This is a genomic window from Streptomyces sp. NPDC048442 (genome assembly GCF_040651475.1).
Lineage (GTDB): Bacteria > Actinomycetota > Actinomycetes > Streptomycetales > Streptomycetaceae > Streptomyces.
Genome location: NZ_JBEZKB010000002.1, coordinates 257,508 through 275,019 on the forward strand (window position 1 = coordinate 257,508; position 17,512 = coordinate 275,019).

The following is a 17,512-nucleotide window of genomic DNA, read 5'->3' on the forward strand; positions in this document are numbered from 1 at the left end:
CACGCGGGACTCCCCCGGGACTCACACGGGGCTGCTCTCATACAGGTACGTGCACGGCCTCCACCCGGCTCGCCACCAAGTGCTCCCGCTCACGCCGCGCCGTCCTGTTGCGCAGCCGCAGGATCTGGGTCAGGCCCACCGCCTCCAGCACGAACACCGAGGCGAACGCGGCGCGGTAGTTGTCACCGGTGGCGTCGAGGAGCACGCCCACCGCGAACAGGGTGGTCATGGAGGCGACGAAGCCGCCCATGTTGACGATGCCGGAGGCCGTGCCCTGCCGCTCCGGCGGGTTCGCGGGCCGCGCGAAGTCGAAGCCGATCATCGACGCGGGACCACACGCCCCGAGCACCACGCACAGCGTGACCAGCAGCCACATCGGCACGTGCGGCGCCGGGTAGGCGATCGTGGCGCCCCACAGCACGGCGGTCGCCGCGACCGTACCGAGCGCGAGCGGGACGCGCGCGTTGTGGTGCCGCGCGATGACCTGCCCGTACACGAGTCCGATCGCCATGTTGGAGAGCACCACCAGCGTCAGGAGCTCACCGGCCGCCGCCCGTGACATGCCCTGCGCCTCCACCAGGAACGGCATCCCCCACAGCAGCAGGAACACCATCGCCGGGAACTGCGTCGTGAAGTGCACCCACATCCCGAGCCGCGTCCCGGGCTCCCGCCACGCCGCCGCGATCTGCCGGCGCACGAAGGTGGGGCCCCCGCGCGGGGCGGCGGGCGGCTCGTACCCCTCGGGGTGGTCCTTCAGCAGGACGAGGGTCAGTACGAGGACGACCACGCCCGCCGCCGCGCTGCCCACGAAGGTCGCGGTCCAGCCGTACCCGTGCAGCGCGCGGGCGATGACCAGTGTCGAGACGAGGTTGCCCGCCATCCCGAACAGGGCCGCGACCTGCGCGATCATCGGCCCGCGTCGGGCCGGGAACCAGCGGGTGCCGAGCCGCAGCACGCTGATGAACGTCATCGCGTCGCCGCAGCCGAGCAGCGCGCGGGAGACGAGCGCCGTGCCGTACGTCGGCGAGAGCGCGAAGCCCACCTGGCCGACGGTGAACAGGACGGCGCCGAGCGCCAGGACCTTCTTGGTGCCCAGCCGGTCGACCATCAGGCCGACGGGTATCTGCATGCCCGCGTACACGAGCAGCTGGAGGATCGAGAAGGTGGAGAGGGCGGAGGCGTTGACCTGGAAGCGGTCGGCGGCGTCCAGGCCCGCGACGCCCAGGCTGGTGCGGAAGGTGACGGCGACGAAGTAGACGGCCACGCCGATGGACCAGACGGCAAGGGCCTTGCGCCCACCGGGCGGGTCACCGTGCAGCCGTGGCATCGCGGGTGACTTGCTCATCGGTCGTCGCCCCTGACCAGCACCTTGACCCGGCTGACGTGCCGGTGCACACAGGCCGCGGCGGCATCCGCGTCGCCTGCCCTGAGTGCGTCCAGGATCTCGGCGTGCTCGGCGATGTTGAGCGCGATGCGGTCCGGGTGGGCCTCCATCACGGCGACGCCCATCCGCAGCTGCCGGTCGCGCATCTGGGCGTAGAGGCGGGAGAGGATCTGGTTGCCGGCGTTGCGGACGATCTCGGCGTGGAAGCAGCGGTCGGTGACGGCGACCTCCGCGAGGTCACCGGCGAGCGCCCGGCGCTGCTGCTCGGCGAGGAGCTCTTCGAGGCGGGCGATCAGGCGCGGCGACGCCGGTACGGCCTTGCGTACGGCGAACTCCTCGACCAGCAGCCGGGTCTCGACGACGTCGGCGATCTCCTGCGCGGAGACGGCAAGGACCAGGGCGCCCTTCTTCGGGTAGAGCTTGATCAGTCCTTCGACCTCAAGACGCAGGAGCGCTTCGCGGACCGGGGTGCGCGACACCCCCACCGCTTCGGCGAGATGGCCCTCGGTGAGGAGCGTTCCGCCCTCGTAGCTGCGGTCGAGGACGCCCCTCTTGATGTGGTCGTAGACACGTTCGGCGGCGGGGGGTGCGGCAGGCATGCGCACAGCTTAGATACAACAGAGGTGCAAGCAGTAGGCCCGTCCGCATGGCGGACGGGCCTACTGCTGGGGGCCGGGCCCCGCGCCTGCTAAGCCCAGGTGATGAGCCTCTTCGGGTGTTCCAGGATCGCCGCCGTGTCGGCCAGCACCTTGGAACCGAGCTCGCCGTCGACCAGGCGGTGGTCGAAGGACAGCGCCAGGGTGGTGACCTGGCGGGCCTTGACCTTGCCCTTGTGGACCCAGGGCTGGAGCTTGATCGCACCGACCGCGAGGATCGCGGACTCGCCCGGGTTGATGATCGGCGTACCGGTGTCGACGCCGAAGACGCCGACGTTGGTGATGGTCACCGTGCCGCCCTGCATCGCCCCGGGGGACGTCTTGCCCTCGCGGGCGGTGGCCACCAGGTCACTCAGGGCGGCAGCCAGTTCCGGCAGGGTCTTGGCGTGGGCGTCCTTGATGTTCGGGACGATCAGCCCGCGCGGAGTGGCTGCGGCGATGCCCAGGTTCACGTAGCTCTTCTGCACGATCTCCTGGTTCGCCTCGTCCCAGGCGGCGTTGACGCCCGGGTTGCGCTTGATGGCGACGAGGAGGGCCTTGGCGATGAGCAGCAGCGGGTTGACCCGCAGACCCGTCATCCCGTACTTCTCGGGGTCCTCCTTGAGCTCCGTCACGAGCTTCATCGTGCGCGTCACGTCGAGGGTGATGAACTCGGTGACGTGCGGGGCGGTGAACGCGCTGTTCACCATCGCCGCGGCGATCGCCTTGCGCACTCCCTTGATCGGAATGCGCGTTTCGCGCGATGCGACCGTTTCACGTGAAACATCGGCTGCGACCGGCTGCGGCGCGGGCGCCTCAACCTGCTCGGTGCGTACGGGCGTTGCCGCCGCGTGCACGTCCTCGCGGGTGACGACCCCGCCGGGACCGGTCGGGGCGACCGTCGCCAGGTCGACGCCGAGGTCCTTGGCCAGCTTGCGCACGGGGGGCTTGGCGAGGGGCCGCGCACGGTCCTCGACCGCCTGCGCGGACGCAGTCACGGGCGAAGCCGAAGCGGCCGGCGTGCCGTTCAACTCGGCCTGTACGGCGGCGGAGTAGGCCGCCTTCTCCGGCGCGGGCGTGTCCGTCTTACGGGCCCGGCGCTTGGTGGAGGACTCGGCGACGCCGTAGCCGACCAAAACGGGCTGGCGGCCCTTGGGCGCCTCGTCCTCCTCCGGCTCCTCGACAGGAGCCTGAGCAGGAGCCGCGGCGGCCGGCGCCTCGGGGGCCGCGGTTCCCGGCGCCACGTCGACCGTGATGATCGACGTGCCGACGTCGACCGTCGCCCCTTCCTCGAAGCGCAGCTCGTGCACCACTCCGTCGTACGGAATGGGCAGTTCGACGGCCGCCTTGGCGGTCTCGACCTCGCACACGACCTGGCCGTCGGTGACGGTGTCACCGGGCTGGACGTACCACTTGAGGATCTCGGCCTCGGTGAGGCCCTCGCCCACGTCGGGCAGCTTGAACTCGCGGTAGCGGGCGGAAGTGTCAGCAGTAGTCATGTGGTCGGCCCCTTAGTACGCGAGCGAGCGGTCGACGGCGTCGAGTACCCGGTCCAGGCCGGGGAGGTACTCCTCCTCCAGGCGCGCCGGCGGGTACGGCGCGTGATAGCCGCCGACCCTCAGCACCGGGGCCTCCAGGTGGTAGAAGCACCGCTCCGTGATGCGGGCGGCGATCTCCGCGCCCGCACCGTAGAAGACCGGCGCCTCGTGCACGACGACCAGACGACGCGTCTTCTCGACCGAGGTCTGGATGGCGTCGAAGTCGATCGGGGACATCGACCGCAGGTCCACGACCTCGACCGACTTGCCCTCCTCGGCGGCGGCAGCGGCCGCCTCCACGCACACCTTGACCATCGGGCCGTACGCGACGAGCGTCAGGTCCGTGCCCTCGCGGGCGACCCTGGCCCTGTGCAGCGGGGCGGGGATCGCCTCGAAGTCGACCTCGCTCTTGTCCCAGTAGCGCCGCTTCGGCTCGAAGAAGATCACCGGGTCGTCGCCCTGGATGGCCTGCTGCATCATCCAGTACGCGTCGGACGCGTTGGAGGGCGAGACCACCTTGAGGCCCGCGACGTGCGCGAACAGCGCCTCGGGCGACTCGCTGTGGTGCTCGACCGCACCGATGCCGCCGCCGTACGGAATGCGGATGACGACCGGCAGCTTGATCTTGCCGAGCGACCGGGCGTGCATCTTCGCGAGCTGCGTGACGATCTGGTCGTACGCCGGGAAGACGAAGCCGTCGAACTGGATCTCCACCACGGGCCGGTAGCCGCGCAGCGCGAGGCCGATGGCCGTGCCCACGATGCCGGACTCGGCGAGCGGGGTGTCGATGACCCGGCCCTCGCCGAAGTCCTTGAACAGGCCGTCGGTGACCCGGAAGACACCGCCGAGCTTTCCGACGTCCTCGCCCATGATCAGGACCTTGGGGTCGGTCTCCAGGGCCTTGCGGAGGGATTCGTTGATCGCCTTGGCGATCGGAAGCTTCTTCACAGCCATGGCTTACTTGCCCTCCTCGGCGAACGACGCCTGGTAGGCGGCGAACTGGGCGCGCTCCTCGTCGACGAGCGCGTGCCCGTCCGCGTAGACGTTCTCGAAGATCGCCATGGTGTCTGGGTCCGGCATCGAGCGCACCGCCTCGCGGACCCGCTTGCCGAGCGTCTCGCTCTCGGCCTCCAGCTCCTCGAAGAACGCGGCGTCGGCCAGGCCCTGCTTCTCCAGGTACGTGCGGACGCGCAGGATCGGGTCCTTCGCCTCCCACGCCGCGCGCTCCTCGTCGTCCCGGTACTTCGTCGGGTCGTCGGAGGTGGTGTGCGCGCCCATCCGGTACGTGAACGCCTCGACCAGGGTGGGGCCTTCGCCGTTGCGGGCCCGCTCCAGGGCGGACTTGGTGACGGCCAGACAGGCCAGCACGTCGTTGCCGTCGACACGGACGCCCGGGAAGCCGAAGCCCTGGGCGCGCTGGTAGAGCGGCACCCGCATCTGCTTCTCGGTGGGCTCGGAGATCGCCCACTGGTTGTTCTGGCAGAAGAAGACCACGGGTGCGTTGTAGACCGCGGAGAACGTGAACGATTCGGCGACGTCGCCCTGGGAGGACGCCCCGTCCCCGAAGTACGCGATCACGGCCGAGTCCGCGCCGTCCTTGGCGACGCCCATGGCGTAGCCGGTGGCGTGCAGGGTCTGCGAGCCGATGACGATCGTGTACAGGTGGAAGTTGTTGGTGCTGGGGTCCCAGCCTCCGTGGTTCACACCGCGGAACATGCCCAGCAGGTTCGTCGGGTCGACGCCGCGGCACCAGGCCACGCCGTGCTCGCGGTACGTCGGGAAGACGTAGTCGTCGTCGCGCAGCGCGCGGCCCGAGCCGATCTGGGCGGCCTCCTGGCCGAGCAGCGAGGCCCACAGGCCCAGCTCGCCCTGGCGCTGCAGCGAGGTCGCCTCGGCGTCGAAGCGGCGGGTGAGGACCATGTCCCGGTACAGCCCGCGCAGTTCGTCCGCCGACAGGTCGATCGAGTAGTCCGGGTGCTCGACCCGCTCGCCCTCGGGCGTCAGCAGCTGGACCAGCTGCGGCTCGTCAGGGGCCTGCGGCTTCTTGGCGCCGGCGCGCTTGGCGGCCGCTCCTGATGCTCCGCTGCTGCGTCGCGGTTTACGCGCGGCAGTGCTCTCCACGGTCACGTGCGTGCTCCTCCGTCGGTCCGGCCCCCGGGGTCTGCCGGGAGACCAGTGCGGCTCGCCCTGAATCCGTACCCGCGCACGGGGTGGGTGCGGCTCGGCCGGGACAGGGCGTGACAGGTGCCCCGGCGAATGCCTGTGCAAAGCACGTTACCCAGTGCTTCGCATAACTGCGAAACCCCACTTGACCTGCGATTTTGCTTGGATTTCCAAGTAAATCGAAGAATGCGGGAACAACCACTGGTCAGAGCCTTGCAGGCCGCCGGAACAGGGGCACGTTATCCCGGTCACCTCGGGCACGGGAAGGGTTGATGTGTGAGGATGACGTCGTGCGCGAATCAGGCAAAATCACTGTTTTCCTTCTTGATGACCACGAAGTCGTCAGGCGTGGCGTCCATGAATTGCTCTCCGTCGAGGAGGACATCGAGGTCGTCGGAGAAGCAGGTACGGCGGCAGATGCCCTGGTCAGGATCCCTGCGACCCGTCCCGACGTCGCCGTCCTCGACGTCCGGCTGCCGGATGGAAGCGGTGTGGAGGTCTGCCGCGAAGTCCGTTCGCAGAATGAGGACATCAAATGTCTGATGCTCACTTCCTTCGCGGACGACGAGGCCCTTTTCGACGCGATCATGGCCGGTGCGTCCGGCTATGTCCTCAAGGCGATCCGCGGCAGTGAACTGCTGTCGGCCGTTCGCGACGTGGCGGCGGGCAAATCCCTCCTCGACCCGGTGGCGACCGCCCGCGTCCTGGAGCGGCTGCGGGCCGGCAACAACGTCAAGGGCGACCAGCGGCTGGCCAACCTCACCGAGCAGGAACGGAAGATCCTCGACCTGATCGGCGAGGGTCTGACCAACCGGGTGATCGGCGAACGGCTGCACCTCGCCGAGAAGACGATCAAGAACTATGTCTCCAGCCTGCTCTCCAAGCTCGGCATGGAACGCCGCTCGCAGGCCGCCGCCTACGTCGCCAGGATGCAGGCCGAAGAACGCCGCTGACCGGCTGTTCCACCTGAATCAGCACGGCCGCTGACCGACTGTTCCACGTGAAACAGCACACCCCTGATCAGGCACTTTGTGACTTTTATCGGGACCTAGGTCTCTTTTGGCGCGCCCGCCGCATGGCGCACAGTGAGGGCATGCCCACCTCCGACAGCCTCCGCGCCATCGAGCTGCTGACCTCCGTGCCGTACGGCAGGGTCGCCACCAGCATGCGCGCGCTGCCGTTCCTGGCCGTCGCCCGCCACGTCGTCGTGGACGGCAAGATCCTGCTGCGCATGCACGCCGGTTACGGCTACCACCAGGCCTGCAACGGCAGCGTCGTCGCGTACGAAACCGACAACTTCAACTCCGGCGCCGGCCGCCTGTGGTCCGTCCAGGCCACCGGCGAGGCCCGCGTCGTCGAGCCCACCCCCGCCGAACTGGAGCTCTTCGGACCCGGCCCGGCCGAGGTCGAGGGCGAACCGTTCGAGGCGGTCCACATGCGGATCGATCCGCAGTTCTTCCTGGTCCACACCCTGCACGGGTCCCGCGAGCGCACCCTTCAGCACACAGGGTGAGCTCCCCTCACCTCCCGTGATCTAACATCTGCCGGGTGCCGCGCTCATCTGTACCCGCTCCCGCCGCCCCCGCCGATCCTGCTCCCGCCGGCGCCACCGACGCACCCGTCCCGCCCGCCCCGCCCCTCGGCCGGCTGCTGAGCCGGTACGCGGCCCTGGGCGAGCCGGTGTCCTGCAAACCCGTCGCCCAGGGCCTGCTCAACCACGGGTTCCGGCTCGCCACCACGCGCGGCGACTTCTTCCTCAAGCACCACCTCGACGGCGACCGCCCCGCCATCGCCCGCCAGCACCGCGCCACCCAGCGCCTCCAGGAGCTCGGCGTGCCCGTCGCCCCGCCCCTGCACGACACAGGCGGCGACACCGTCGCGGTGATCGGCGACCGCTGCTACGCCCTGCACCCCTGGATCGACGGCAGCCACCGCGACGGCGCCCAGCTCACCGAGACCGAATCGCTGCGCCTTGGCACGCTGCTCGGCGTCGTACACACGTGTCTGGACCAGGTGATGGAGGCGGAGGCGGGCCGGGACGGCGGGCAGCTCAGCGCCGATCCTGCGGACAGCTTCGAGACCATCGACGAACTGCTGCTGCTGGCCCGCCGGCGGCACCCGCAGGACGCCTTCGACGTACTCGCCGAGCACCGTCTGCTGGAGCGGCGGACGCTCCTGGAGCGGCACGCGCACCGGCGGCCTGCGGCCGGCGCCGAGCCCAGCGCGGGGTGGGTGCACGGCGACTTCCACCCGCTGAACCTGCTGTACCGGGACGCGGAGCCCGCCGCGATCGTCGACTGGGACCGGCTCGCCGTGCAGCCGCGCGCCGAGGAGGCGGTCCGTGCGGCGGCCATCTTCTTTGTCCGGCCCGACGGGGAGCTGCCCCTGGCGAAGGTGCGCGCCTACGCGCGCGCGTACCGGGAGGCGGCGGGCGCGGGGGAGGACGAGCTGGCCGCCGCGGTGCACCGGGTGTGGTGGGAGCGGCTCAACGACTTCTGGATACTGCGCTGGCGCTACCAGCTGCACGACCGAAGGGCCGACCCGCAGTTTCCTGCGGCGTCGGCCCTGGCGGTCTGGTGGACCAAGGAGTACGAGGCGGTGCTGGACGCCTTCGCGGGGTGACCCCGGCCCTGGCGGGCCGCGCGGCTACGGCGTGGTGCCCGGGGTGCCCGCGCTGGCGTTGCCTTCGACCTCGCCCGCGTTGCCACCGCTCGGGGTGCCCGCGTTGGCGTTGCCGTCCACCGCGCCCTCGTTGGCGTTGCCGCCCGGGGTGCCCGCGTTGGCGTTGCCGTCCGCCGTGCCCTCGTTGGCGTTGCCGTCGCTCGTGCCCGTGTTGGCGTTGCCATTGTTCGTGCCCTGGTTGACGTTGCCCTCGACGTCCGGGTTCTTCGTCGGATCGCTGGTCGGCGACTTCGGCGGAGTCTTGGTCGGCGGCTTCGTCGCAGTCTTCGATGGGCTGTTCGGAGGCGGGTAGCCGCCCGTGCTGCCGCCGCTCGTCGACGAGTTGGAACTGGAGTCGCTGTCGCCGTCGGAGGTGTTGTCGTCCTCGGTGGGGGACGACTTGTCGGACGGGGTGTTGTTGGGGGTGCTGACGACGCTCTTCGGCGGGTCCTTCGGCTTCTGCGTGTCCTTGTCCATCGCGTTCACCGCGTACGCCACACCGCCCGCGATCGCGAGGATCGCCAGGACCGCGAAGATCCACATCTTGGCGCGGCTCGGACGGCGGTCCTGGTCGTACCCGTCGTCGTACGACCCGTCGTGCGGGTTCCTCGGCGGCAGCATCGCGCCGCCCTGCCGGAACTGCGAGGTCTCCCCGTGCTGCGGGTGCCCCATCGCGGTCGTCGCGGCGCTGCCGTGCGCGGGCGTGTAGCCGCTCTCGTGCATCTCGACGGGGCCGGTGTTCCAGGTGCCGGTGTGGCTGCCCTGCTGCTGGAGCATCTGGAGCCCGTACTGGACCAGCCCGCGCATCTCCTCCGCGCTCTGGAACCGGTCGTCCGGGTCCTTCGCGAGGGCACGCATGGCGAGGCCGTCGAGCTCCGGCGGGGCCACGTCCGACATTTCGGACGGCGGCACCGGAATGTCCTGGACGTGCTGGTAGACCACCGACAGCGGCGTCTCACCCATGAAGGGGGGCCGCAGCGCGAGCAGTTCGTAGAGCAGGCAGCCGGTCGCGTACAGGTCGGAGCGGTGGTCGACGGCCTTGCCGAGCGCCTGCTCCGGGGAGAGGTACTGCGGCGTGCCCATGACCATGCCGGTCTGCGTCATCGTCGACTGCACGCCGTGCAGGGCGCGCGCGATGCCGAAGTCCATCACCTTGACCGCGCCGCCGTGCGTGATGATCACGTTCGCGGGCTTGATGTCGCGGTGCACGATGCCGTGCTGGTGGCTGTACGCGAGGGCCTCCAGCACGCCGGAGACAATGATCAGCGCCTGCTCCGGGCCCGGGGCCTCGGCGTTGAGCAGCAGGTCACGGATGGTGTTGCCCTCGACGAGCTCCATCACGATGTACGGAACGAGGTTGCCGCCGATGCGGTCCTCGCCCGAGTCGTACACGGCGACGACGGCATGGTGGTTGAGGCCGGCGACCGACTGCGCCTCACGCGTGAAGCGGGCCTTGGAGACCGGGTCCTCGGCGAGGTCGGACCGGAGCAGCTTCACCGCGACCGTACGACCGAGCCGTACGTCCTCCGCGGCGAAGACCTCGGCCATGCCGCCGCGGCCGAGGCGGTGCGTCAGCCGGTAGCGACCGTCACCGACAAGTCCGCCCATACCGAACGATTCCGGCAGGTCAGACACTCCGCCGCCGGTGTCCTCGGATTCGGGTGCCATCAGTCCTCGCCGTCATCATCTGTCCGCGCCGGCGCATGTATCGCGTCGCGGGGGTTCACAGGGTTCTCCGCCACGTCACGCTACAGCCTCGTACGAGGGAGCCCTGCTACGAGATGGACCTGCCATCAAAACCGTTGCGCCTGTACCCGTGCAAATTACCCACCCCTCACGGCCCCGCGGACACCCCGCCGGTAACGCTTCCGAGACTCTTCCTTGCGCGTACGGTCACGGATCGGGCACCTCGCTTGACGTGTCGGTGCCCTCGGGCAGACTTGGCCGGTAATGAGGGATGATCGAGCGATTGTCCCGGCAGGGCCCGGAGAAGCACACGGCGGGACCCGGAGAAACAAGCACTGCGGACTGACGCGGAACCACCGCGCCAAGGGGGAAGCACAGTCATGAGCCAGGACGGCACTCAGGGCCGGTATGCGGGCGGCTCGGTGGCAGGTGGTCGGTACCAGCTCCGCGACCTGCTCGGCGAAGGCGGCATGGCGTCCGTCTACCTGGCGTACGACTCCGCGCTGGACCGCCAGGTCGCAATCAAGACACTGCATGCGGAGATGGGCCGCGAGGCAGCCTTCCGCGAGCGCTTCCGGCGCGAGGCACAGGCCGTGGCCAAGCTCTCGCACACCAACATCGTCTCCGTCTTCGACACCGGCGAGGACGAGCTCGGCGGCATGCAGATGCCGTACATCGTCATGGAGTACGTCGAGGGCCAGCCGCTCGGCTCGGTCCTGGCCGCCGACGTCCAGCAGCACGGTGCGATGCCCGCCGACAAGGCCCTGAAGATCACGTCCGACGTGCTCGCGGCGCTGGAGACCAGCCACGAGATGGGCCTGGTGCACCGCGACATCAAGCCAGGCAACGTGATGATGACCAAGCGCGGCGTCGTCAAGGTCATGGACTTCGGCATCGCCCGCGCCATGCAGTCCGGCGTCACCTCGATGACCCAGACCGGAATGGTCGTCGGCACCCCGCAGTACCTCTCGCCCGAGCAGGCCCTGGGGCGCGGCGTGGACGCCCGCTCCGACCTCTACTCGGTCGGCATCATGCTGTTCCAGCTGCTCACCGGGCGGCTTCCGTTCGAGGCCGATTCGCCGCTGGCCCTGGCGTACGCCCAGGTCCAGGAGGAGCCGGTCGCCCCGTCGTCCATCAACCGGACGATCCCGCCGGCCGTCGACGCGCTCGTCGCCCGCGCCCTGAAGAAGAACCCGAACGAGCGCTTCCCCAGCGCGGCGGCGATGGCCGACGAGTGCACGCGCGTGCTCACCACGGTCCAGCCGGGCGCCGCGCCGATGATCATTCCCGGCAGCGGGCCCACCCAGAACAGCGGCTCGGGCGTCGGCTCGGCGGTCTTCCCACCCGTCGACCAGAGCGGTTACGCGGTCCCGGCGAGCGGCGTGCAGATGCCGTACCAGCCGCCGACCCCCGGCCCGAGCCCGTACGGCCCGGCGACGCCGATGCCCACCCCGGCACCCGCACCGCAGCCGGCCTACGGGTATCCGCACCAGACGGGCTACTCGACGCCCCCGCCGTCCCCCTACGCACCGCACGCCGCACCGGCGCCGCAGACGGTGCAGACGTCCACTCCGCCCGCCAAGAAGAACAGCCTTCCGCTGGTCATCGGGGCGATCGTGGTCGCGCTGATCGCGATCGGCGGCGTCGTCTACGCCCTCGTACCGAAGGACAAGCCCAAGGACACGGAGGCCGACGGGCAGACGACCGGGCAGCAGGAGGGCTTCAAGGGGCCCGACCGGGCGAAGACCATCGAGTCGACGAAGTGCACCAGCCCGGACGAGAACGAGCTCGACCCGACCAAGGTCAATACGCCCGACTTCGTCTTCAAGAACGTCCGCTCCGTCAAGGAGTGTCTCCAGGCGGCGGGCTGGAAGTTCACGGAGAAGTCGACCGACGAGAACCAGTGGGGCCAGGAGACGGTCATCGACCAGTACCCGCGCGGGGGCTCGCCGATGGACCCGGAGAAGACGACCATCGAGCTGACGGTTTCGACGGGCAATCCGGCCAAGTAGCAGGCAGCAGCAGTACGCGACGGGGGCGATCGCCCCGGGCCCGGCCCGGCACCCATTTCGGGTGCCGGGCCGCTTCCTTGCCTTGTCCGGGCCATTTCCCTGCCCTGTCCGGGCCGTTTCCCAGCTCTGCCGGGCCGTCTCCCAGCCCTGCCGGGCCGTTTCCCTGCCCCGACGCGGCCCACCGGCGTCCGGACTGCTTGCGGGCCGCGTCCGTATGGCTCGACCCGCGTGCCCGTTTTATTACCGTATGTGACGCTGAGTCCGATGGCTCGGCGCTACCGGACGGGAGGCGGTCGCCCATGGCTCCAAGGCTCCGCGCACAGGTCGCCGCCCTCGCGGTGACGGTCTCACTGGGGCTGTGCTCCCCGTCCCCGTCGTACGCAGCGCCACCCACGCCGACCCCCTCGGACTCCCCGGCCCTCTCGAACTCCCCGGCCCCCTCGGGCTCCCCCGTGACCACGGACCGCCCCGACGAGCGTCTCGCCGGACGGCGGGCCGGGGTCGGGCGGACCCGCCCCGGGCGGACGCCGGAACCGGAAGCTCTGGGGCCGGTCGCGGCGTACGTACCGGTGGCGCCGCCCACCCGCCGACCGCCGGCCACCCCACCCCGTACCCCCGAACCGGAACGCGGAACACCCCCTCCCACATCCCTGCAGCAGGCCTACCCGCGCCCCGACATGCTCCAGATCAGAGCCCTGCCACTGGGAACCGGAATCGCCCTGGTGGGGCTCGGGCTCGGGTTCCTTGCGATGCGACTGCGCCGCCGTTAGAGCGCCGGCGGACCGCAAGCAGGCCACGGGTAAGACTTGCCAGCACGCCCATACTCGGTATACATACTCAGTATGTCGATCCGTCACGGGCTCCTCGCCCTCCTTGAGCAGGGCCCCCGGTACGGCTCCCAGCTGCGTACCGAATTCGAGTCCAGGACCGGCGCCACCTGGCCGCTGAACGTCGGGCAGGTCTACACGACGCTCAACCGCCTGGAGCGCGACGGCATGGTCGCCCCGGACGGCGACGACGACGCGGGGCACCCGCTGTACGCGATCACCGACGCCGGACGCGACGAACTGCACCAGTGGTTCGAGCGGCCCGTCGACCGCACCAGCCCGCCCCGCGACGAACTCGCCATCAAGCTCGCCATGGCCGTCGGCGCGCCCGGCGTCGACATCCGGGCCGTCATCCAGTCCCAGCGGCACGCCACCCTGAAGGCCATGCAGGACTACACCCGGCTCAAGGCGCGGGCTCTGATCGCCGTGGAGTCCAGCAGCAGTCAGGGCGACTTCCAGGGCAGCGCCGAGGGCCGCGACGACATGGCCTGGCTGCTCGTGCTGGAACAGCTGATCTTTCAGACCGAGGCCGAGGCACGCTGGCTCGACCACTCCGAGTCCCGGCTCGTCCGGCTCTCCGCCTCGGCCGCGCGGGGAGCCACTCCACCACCGGCCGACGCACCGACCATCGGTGCTCCGGCGGCTTCGGGTGCTCGGGAGGCCTCGGCCGCCCCGGTGCCACGGCGCCGTGCGGGACGGCACTGACCGCGCCCACCGCACCTTCCCGAGCCACCCGATCTTCCTGATCTTCCGGCCTTCCTGATCTTCCCGGCCTTCCCGCACCTTCCCTTCCCGCACCTTCCCGCCCGGCGCCCGGCGCCCCGCGGCCTTCACAGGGGGAACCCACACCCATGTCCGACCAGTCCCATCTGCCTCACCAGTCCCACCAGCAACAACAGTCCCAGCGGCCCGTGCTGCAGCTGGAGCAGCTGACCCGGGTGCACGGCAGTGGCGCCACCGAGGTGCACGCCCTGCGCAGCGTGAATCTCTCCGTCTTCCCCGGTGAACTCGTCGCTGTCATGGGCCCCTCCGGGTCCGGCAAGTCCACCCTGCTCACCATTGCGGGCGGCCTCGACAACCCCACCTCCGGGCGGGTCGTCGTCGAGGGCACCGACATCACACAGGTCGGCCGCAAGGCACTCGCCGCCCTGCGGCGCCGCAGCATCGGCTACGTCTTCCAGGACTACAACCTCATCCCGGCGCTGACCGCCGCCGAGAACGTGTCGCTGCCGCGCGAGCTCGACGGGACGTCCGCCCGCAAGGCCCGCGTCTCCGCACTCGCCGCCCTGGAGGAGATCGGTCTCGGGCACCTCGCCGACCGGTTCCCCGACGAGATGTCCGGCGGCCAGCAGCAGCGCGTCGCCATCGCCCGCGCCCTGGTCGGCGACCGCCGTCTGGTCCTCGCGGACGAGCCGACCGGCGCCCTCGACTCCGAGACCGGCGAGTCCGTGCTCGCCCTGCTCCGCGCACGCTGCGACGCGGGCGCGGCCGGCATCCTCGTCACCCACGAGCCGCGCTTCGCGGCCTGGGCGGACCGCGTGGTCTTCCTGCGCGACGGCTCCGTGGTCGACGAGACGATACGCACCGAGGCCGACTCCCTCCTCACCGTCGCCACCGGAGCCGGGAACACCGGTACGACCGGGCAGGCGGGCGCCAAGTGAGCGGCTGGTACCACTCCTGGCTCGCGGCGATCCGCATCGCCCGCCGTGACGCCTGGCACTCCAAGGGCCGCAGCATCCTGGTCCTCTCCATGATCGCCCTGCCCATCCTCGGGGTGAGCGCCGTCGACGTGACGCTGCGCAGCGCCGAACTGGGCGTCGCCGACCGGATGGACCGCCGGCTCGGCGCAGCCGACGCCCTGCTGGACGACAGCGGGATGGGCGGGACCGCCATCGTGCAGAACCCGCACAACGGAACCCTGGGCTCCGACAACTACGAGCCCGTCGGCGGCTGGGAGGCCTATCAGAACAAGCCCGCCCCCGAAGGGAAGGTGGACCTCGCGAAGGCCGTTCCCGCCGGGGCCAAGTTCCTCACCGACACCAAGGGCACCACCCCGATCCGTACCGAGCACGGGCTGCTCCAGGCCGAGGTGCGCGAGCTGGCGGCAACCGACCCGCTGGCGAAGGGCCTGCTGGCCCTCGGTGAGGGCCGCTTCCCCGAGAAGGCCGGCGAGATCGCGGCGACCCACCACTTCCTGGAAGCGGGCGGCCTGTCCATCGGCGACAAGGTCAAGCCCCGTTCCCTGGACACCGAGTTCACGATCGTCGGCGCCTACGAGCTGCCCGACGACCTGTCGCTCGACCAGATCAACGCACTGCCCGGCACCTTCCTCGCGCCGCTGAACAAGTCCCTCGCCACCCAGGGCCTGTCGCCCACCGGAGGCGACACGAAGTACCTCGTGGGCCCCGGCAGCAGCGGCGAAGGTTTCACGTGGAACATGGTCAAGGAGGCCAACACCAAGGGCATCACGGTGCTCTCCCGTGCGGTCGCCCTGAACCCGCCCGCCGACTCCGAAGTGCCCTACTTCAAGCAGAGCGGGCCGCGTGACACCTCCGGCGGATCGGGCGACGCCCTCGCGGCGGCGGCCACCGTCGTCGGTCTCGCCCTCCTGGAGATCTGCCTGCTGGCCGGCCCCGCCTTCGCGGTGGGCGCCCGCCGCTCGCGCCGCCAGCTCGGCCTGGTCGGCGCCAACGGCGGCGACCGCCGCCACATCCGAGCCATCGTCCTGTCCGGCGGCCTGGTCATCGGCGTCGCCGCCGCCGTCATCGGCACCGTGCTCGGCATCGCCCTCACCCTGGCACTCCAGCCCGTCCTGGAGGGCTACCTCGGGAAGAGGTTCGGCGACTTCGACCTGCGTCCGCTGGAACTCCTCGGTATCGCGCTGCTCGCCGTGTTCACCGGCCTGATGGCGGCGATCGTGCCCGCCGTCACCGCCTCCCGGCAGCCCGTCCTGGCCTCCCTCACCGGGCGGCGCGGCGTCCGCAAGGCCAACCGGGTCCTGCCGATCGTCGGCCTGATCGCCGTCGCACTCGGCGCGACCATCGCCCTGTACGGGGCCGTGGCCAGCGACAGCTTCCTCCTCGTCGGCGGCGGCAGCGCCCTCGCCGAACTGGGTGTGGTCGCCCTGACCCCGGTCCTGGTCGGCCTGTTCGGACGGATCGGCGGCTGGCTGCCGCTCTCGCCCCGGCTCGCCCTGCGCGACGCCGTACGCAACCGGGGGCGTACGGCACCCGCCGTCGCCGCGGTGCTGGCCGCCGTCGCGGGCACCGTCGCGGTCGCCACGTACACCGCCAGCAGCGAGGCCAAGCAGCGCGCCGAGTACCAGGAGACGCTCCCGTACGGCGTGGGGTCCGCCACCACCGACGAGGCGGGCGGCCGCGATGTGACCGCCATGCGCTCCGCGATCCAGGCGAACGTGCCGCTCGACGTCCTCGCCGACGTCCAGCGCATCGTCATCGGGAACAAGAACTGCACCGAGTACAGCGACGACGCCAAGTGCGGCAAGTACGAGGTCTACGTACCGAAGGCCAACCGCTGCCCGCTCCACGAGGGCGGCATCCAGGGCAGCGACCCGACCGAGCGCTTCTCCGTCGAGGAACGCCGCAAGCTGGCCAAGGACTGGCGCTGCACCCGGGAGTTCGGCGGCAACGCCTACGGCTCCAACGGGGTGGCCATCGGTGACGAGAAGATCCTGAAGGTCCTCGGCATCACCGACCCGGGCGTCGTGAACGCCCTCAAGCAGGGCAAGGCCGTCTCGTTCGAGCGCGCCCACAGGGAGAAGAACAGCGACAAGGTCGGCATCAAGGTCATCACCGACCACAAGAAGGCCGACGAGGCGGTGATGGCCGGCAAGGAGGCACCCGGAAAGATCACCTACCTGCAGGTCCACCCGGCCCCCGCGAGCGTCAAGACGTACGGCCTCCAGCTCCTGATGCCGCCGGCCACGGCCAAGGCGGCCGGGTTCACCACGGTGCCCTACGGACTGTTCTTCTCGACGTCCGCCCTGCCCAGCACCGAACAGACACAGGCCCTGAACGGGTCCTTCGACAAGATCGGCATCACCACGATGCCGTACATCGAGTCCGGGTACACCGGCCGCACCGGCATCGTGCTGCTCGCCCTCACGGTGTTCGCCGGGCTGATCACCATCGGCGCGGCCGGCATCGCCACCGGCCTCGCCCAGGCCGACGCCGAACCCGACCTGAAGACCCTCACCGCGGTCGGCGCCCCGCCCCGGGTGCGCCGCGCCCTCAGCGGGTTCCAGTGCGGGACGGTGGCCCTGATGGGCGTGGTCCTCGGCTCGGCGGCGGGCGTCCTGCCTGCGATCGGACTGCTGCTCAACCAGCGGCGGGCCGACGCGGCCAACCTCCAGAGCAACATCGACCAGGGCTGGTCGGGCGGCGCGGGCACGACCGAGATCCCCATCGTCGTCCCGTGGGAGACCTTGGGCGCGCTCCTGATCGCCGTCCCCGTCGGCGCGGCGCTGCTCGCCGCCCTGGTCACCCGCTCCCGGGGCGCACTCGCCCGGCGCGCGGAGGCCTGACGCGGCACGCCGTACAAGCTGTGCCCCCGTACGAAGGTGGATCATCTTTGTACGGGGGCACAC

At 70.6% G+C, this 17,512-nt stretch carries 14 protein-coding genes; 8 read left to right on the plus strand and 6 right to left on the minus strand.

Features of this window, described 5'->3' with window-relative positions; genetic code table 11:
• Window positions 1–37: 37 nt before the first annotated feature.
• From AB0D18_RS04985 to pdhA, 5 genes are all read right to left on the minus strand, one after another.
• Complete coding sequence (locus AB0D18_RS04985; RefSeq protein WP_362412901.1) at window positions 38–1,345, minus strand: MFS transporter; 1,308 nt, start codon at window positions 1,343–1,345, stop codon at window positions 38–40.
• The gene (locus tag AB0D18_RS04990; RefSeq protein WP_362412904.1) at window positions 1,342–1,983 is read right to left on the minus strand and encodes a GntR family transcriptional regulator; all 642 of its coding nucleotides are present in this window, start codon (window positions 1,981–1,983) and stop codon (window positions 1,342–1,344) included. The genes AB0D18_RS04985 and AB0D18_RS04990 overlap by 4 nt, the downstream gene beginning before the upstream one ends.
• An 89-nt stretch (window positions 1,984–2,072) precedes the next feature.
• Window positions 2,073–3,518: a dihydrolipoamide acetyltransferase family protein gene (locus AB0D18_RS04995; RefSeq protein WP_362412907.1), complete on the minus strand. Its 1,446-nt coding sequence runs from the start codon at window positions 3,516–3,518 to the stop codon at window positions 2,073–2,075.
• A 12-nt stretch (window positions 3,519–3,530) separates the two neighbouring features.
• Entirely contained in the window at window positions 3,531–4,511 is a 981-nt protein-coding gene (locus AB0D18_RS05000; protein WP_362412910.1) for an alpha-ketoacid dehydrogenase subunit beta, read from the minus strand.
• Between the two features lie 3 nt (window positions 4,512–4,514).
• Window positions 4,515–5,684, minus strand: a complete 1,170-nt coding sequence (gene pdhA, locus AB0D18_RS05005; protein WP_362412913.1) for a pyruvate dehydrogenase (acetyl-transferring) E1 component subunit alpha — start codon at window positions 5,682–5,684, stop codon at window positions 4,515–4,517.
• A gap of 326 nt (window positions 5,685–6,010) precedes the next feature.
• Between pdhA and AB0D18_RS05010 the strand changes: the two genes are divergently transcribed.
• From AB0D18_RS05010 to AB0D18_RS05020, 3 genes are all read left to right on the plus strand, one after another.
• Window positions 6,011–6,673 (plus strand): response regulator transcription factor, encoded by a 663-nt coding sequence (locus tag AB0D18_RS05010; RefSeq protein WP_362412915.1) that lies wholly within the window; start codon window positions 6,011–6,013, stop codon window positions 6,671–6,673.
• A gap of 140 nt (window positions 6,674–6,813) precedes the next feature.
• On the plus strand, window positions 6,814–7,233 hold the full coding sequence (locus tag AB0D18_RS05015; protein ID WP_362412917.1) for a pyridoxamine 5'-phosphate oxidase family protein: 420 nt from the start codon (window positions 6,814–6,816) through the stop codon (window positions 7,231–7,233).
• Window positions 7,234–7,367: 134 nt separating this feature from the next.
• Complete coding sequence (locus tag AB0D18_RS05020; RefSeq protein ID WP_362413423.1) at window positions 7,368–8,342, plus strand: phosphotransferase; 975 nt, start codon at window positions 7,368–7,370, stop codon at window positions 8,340–8,342.
• Between the two features lie 24 nt (window positions 8,343–8,366).
• Here the strand turns inward: AB0D18_RS05020 and AB0D18_RS05025 are convergent, their stop codons facing one another.
• A complete protein-coding gene (locus AB0D18_RS05025; protein ID WP_362412920.1) occupies window positions 8,367–10,049 on the minus strand; it encodes a protein kinase in 1,683 nt (560 codons plus the stop codon).
• Between the two features lie 398 nt (window positions 10,050–10,447).
• Here AB0D18_RS05025 and AB0D18_RS05030 point away from each other — a divergent pair, with 398 nt between their 5' ends.
• From AB0D18_RS05030 to AB0D18_RS05050, 5 genes are all read left to right on the plus strand, one after another.
• The gene (locus AB0D18_RS05030; protein ID WP_362412923.1) at window positions 10,448–12,079 is read left to right on the plus strand and encodes a protein kinase; all 1,632 of its coding nucleotides are present in this window, start codon (window positions 10,448–10,450) and stop codon (window positions 12,077–12,079) included.
• Window positions 12,080–12,378: 299 nt separating this feature from the next.
• A complete protein-coding gene (locus AB0D18_RS05035; protein ID WP_362412926.1) occupies window positions 12,379–12,849 on the plus strand; it encodes a hypothetical protein in 471 nt (156 codons plus the stop codon).
• 72 nt (window positions 12,850–12,921) lie between these two features.
• Window positions 12,922–13,611 carry a PadR family transcriptional regulator gene (locus AB0D18_RS05040; protein WP_362412929.1) on the plus strand — a complete coding sequence of 230 codons (690 nt, stop codon included), beginning with the start codon at window positions 12,922–12,924 and terminating at the stop codon, window positions 13,609–13,611.
• A 146-nt stretch (window positions 13,612–13,757) separates the two neighbouring features.
• Window positions 13,758–14,567, plus strand: coding sequence for an ABC transporter ATP-binding protein (locus AB0D18_RS05045; protein ID WP_362412932.1), 810 nt, complete (start codon window positions 13,758–13,760; stop codon window positions 14,565–14,567).
• A complete protein-coding gene (locus AB0D18_RS05050; protein ID WP_362412935.1) occupies window positions 14,564–17,449 on the plus strand; it encodes an ABC transporter permease in 2,886 nt (961 codons plus the stop codon). Before AB0D18_RS05045 ends, AB0D18_RS05050 begins: the two co-directional genes overlap by 4 nt.
• Window positions 17,450–17,512: the final 63 nt, after the last annotated feature.

Bases quoted from the DNA above. Each gene is read 5' to 3' on its own strand.
- AB0D18_RS04985 (WP_362412901.1), bottom strand. From the start codon at position 1,345: ATGAGCAAGTCACCCGCGATGCCACGGCTGCACGGTGACCCGCCCGGT.
- AB0D18_RS05040 (WP_362412929.1), top strand. From the start codon at position 12,922: ATGTCGATCCGTCACGGGCTCCTCGCCCTCCTTGAGCAGGGCCCCCGG.
- AB0D18_RS04995 (WP_362412907.1), bottom strand. From the start codon at position 3,518: ATGACTACTGCTGACACTTCCGCCCGCTACCGCGAGTTCAAGCTGCCC.
- AB0D18_RS05025 (WP_362412920.1), bottom strand. From the start codon at position 10,049: ATGGCACCCGAATCCGAGGACACCGGCGGCGGAGTGTCTGACCTGCCG.
- AB0D18_RS04990 (WP_362412904.1), bottom strand. From the start codon at position 1,983: ATGCCTGCCGCACCCCCCGCCGCCGAACGTGTCTACGACCACATCAAG.
- AB0D18_RS05030 (WP_362412923.1), top strand. From the start codon at position 10,448: ATGAGCCAGGACGGCACTCAGGGCCGGTATGCGGGCGGCTCGGTGGCA.
- AB0D18_RS05015 (WP_362412917.1), top strand. From the start codon at position 6,814: ATGCCCACCTCCGACAGCCTCCGCGCCATCGAGCTGCTGACCTCCGTG.
- AB0D18_RS05045 (WP_362412932.1), top strand. From the start codon at position 13,758: ATGTCCGACCAGTCCCATCTGCCTCACCAGTCCCACCAGCAACAACAG.
- AB0D18_RS05035 (WP_362412926.1), top strand. From the start codon at position 12,379: ATGGCTCCAAGGCTCCGCGCACAGGTCGCCGCCCTCGCGGTGACGGTC.
- AB0D18_RS05000 (WP_362412910.1), bottom strand. From the start codon at position 4,511: ATGGCTGTGAAGAAGCTTCCGATCGCCAAGGCGATCAACGAATCCCTC.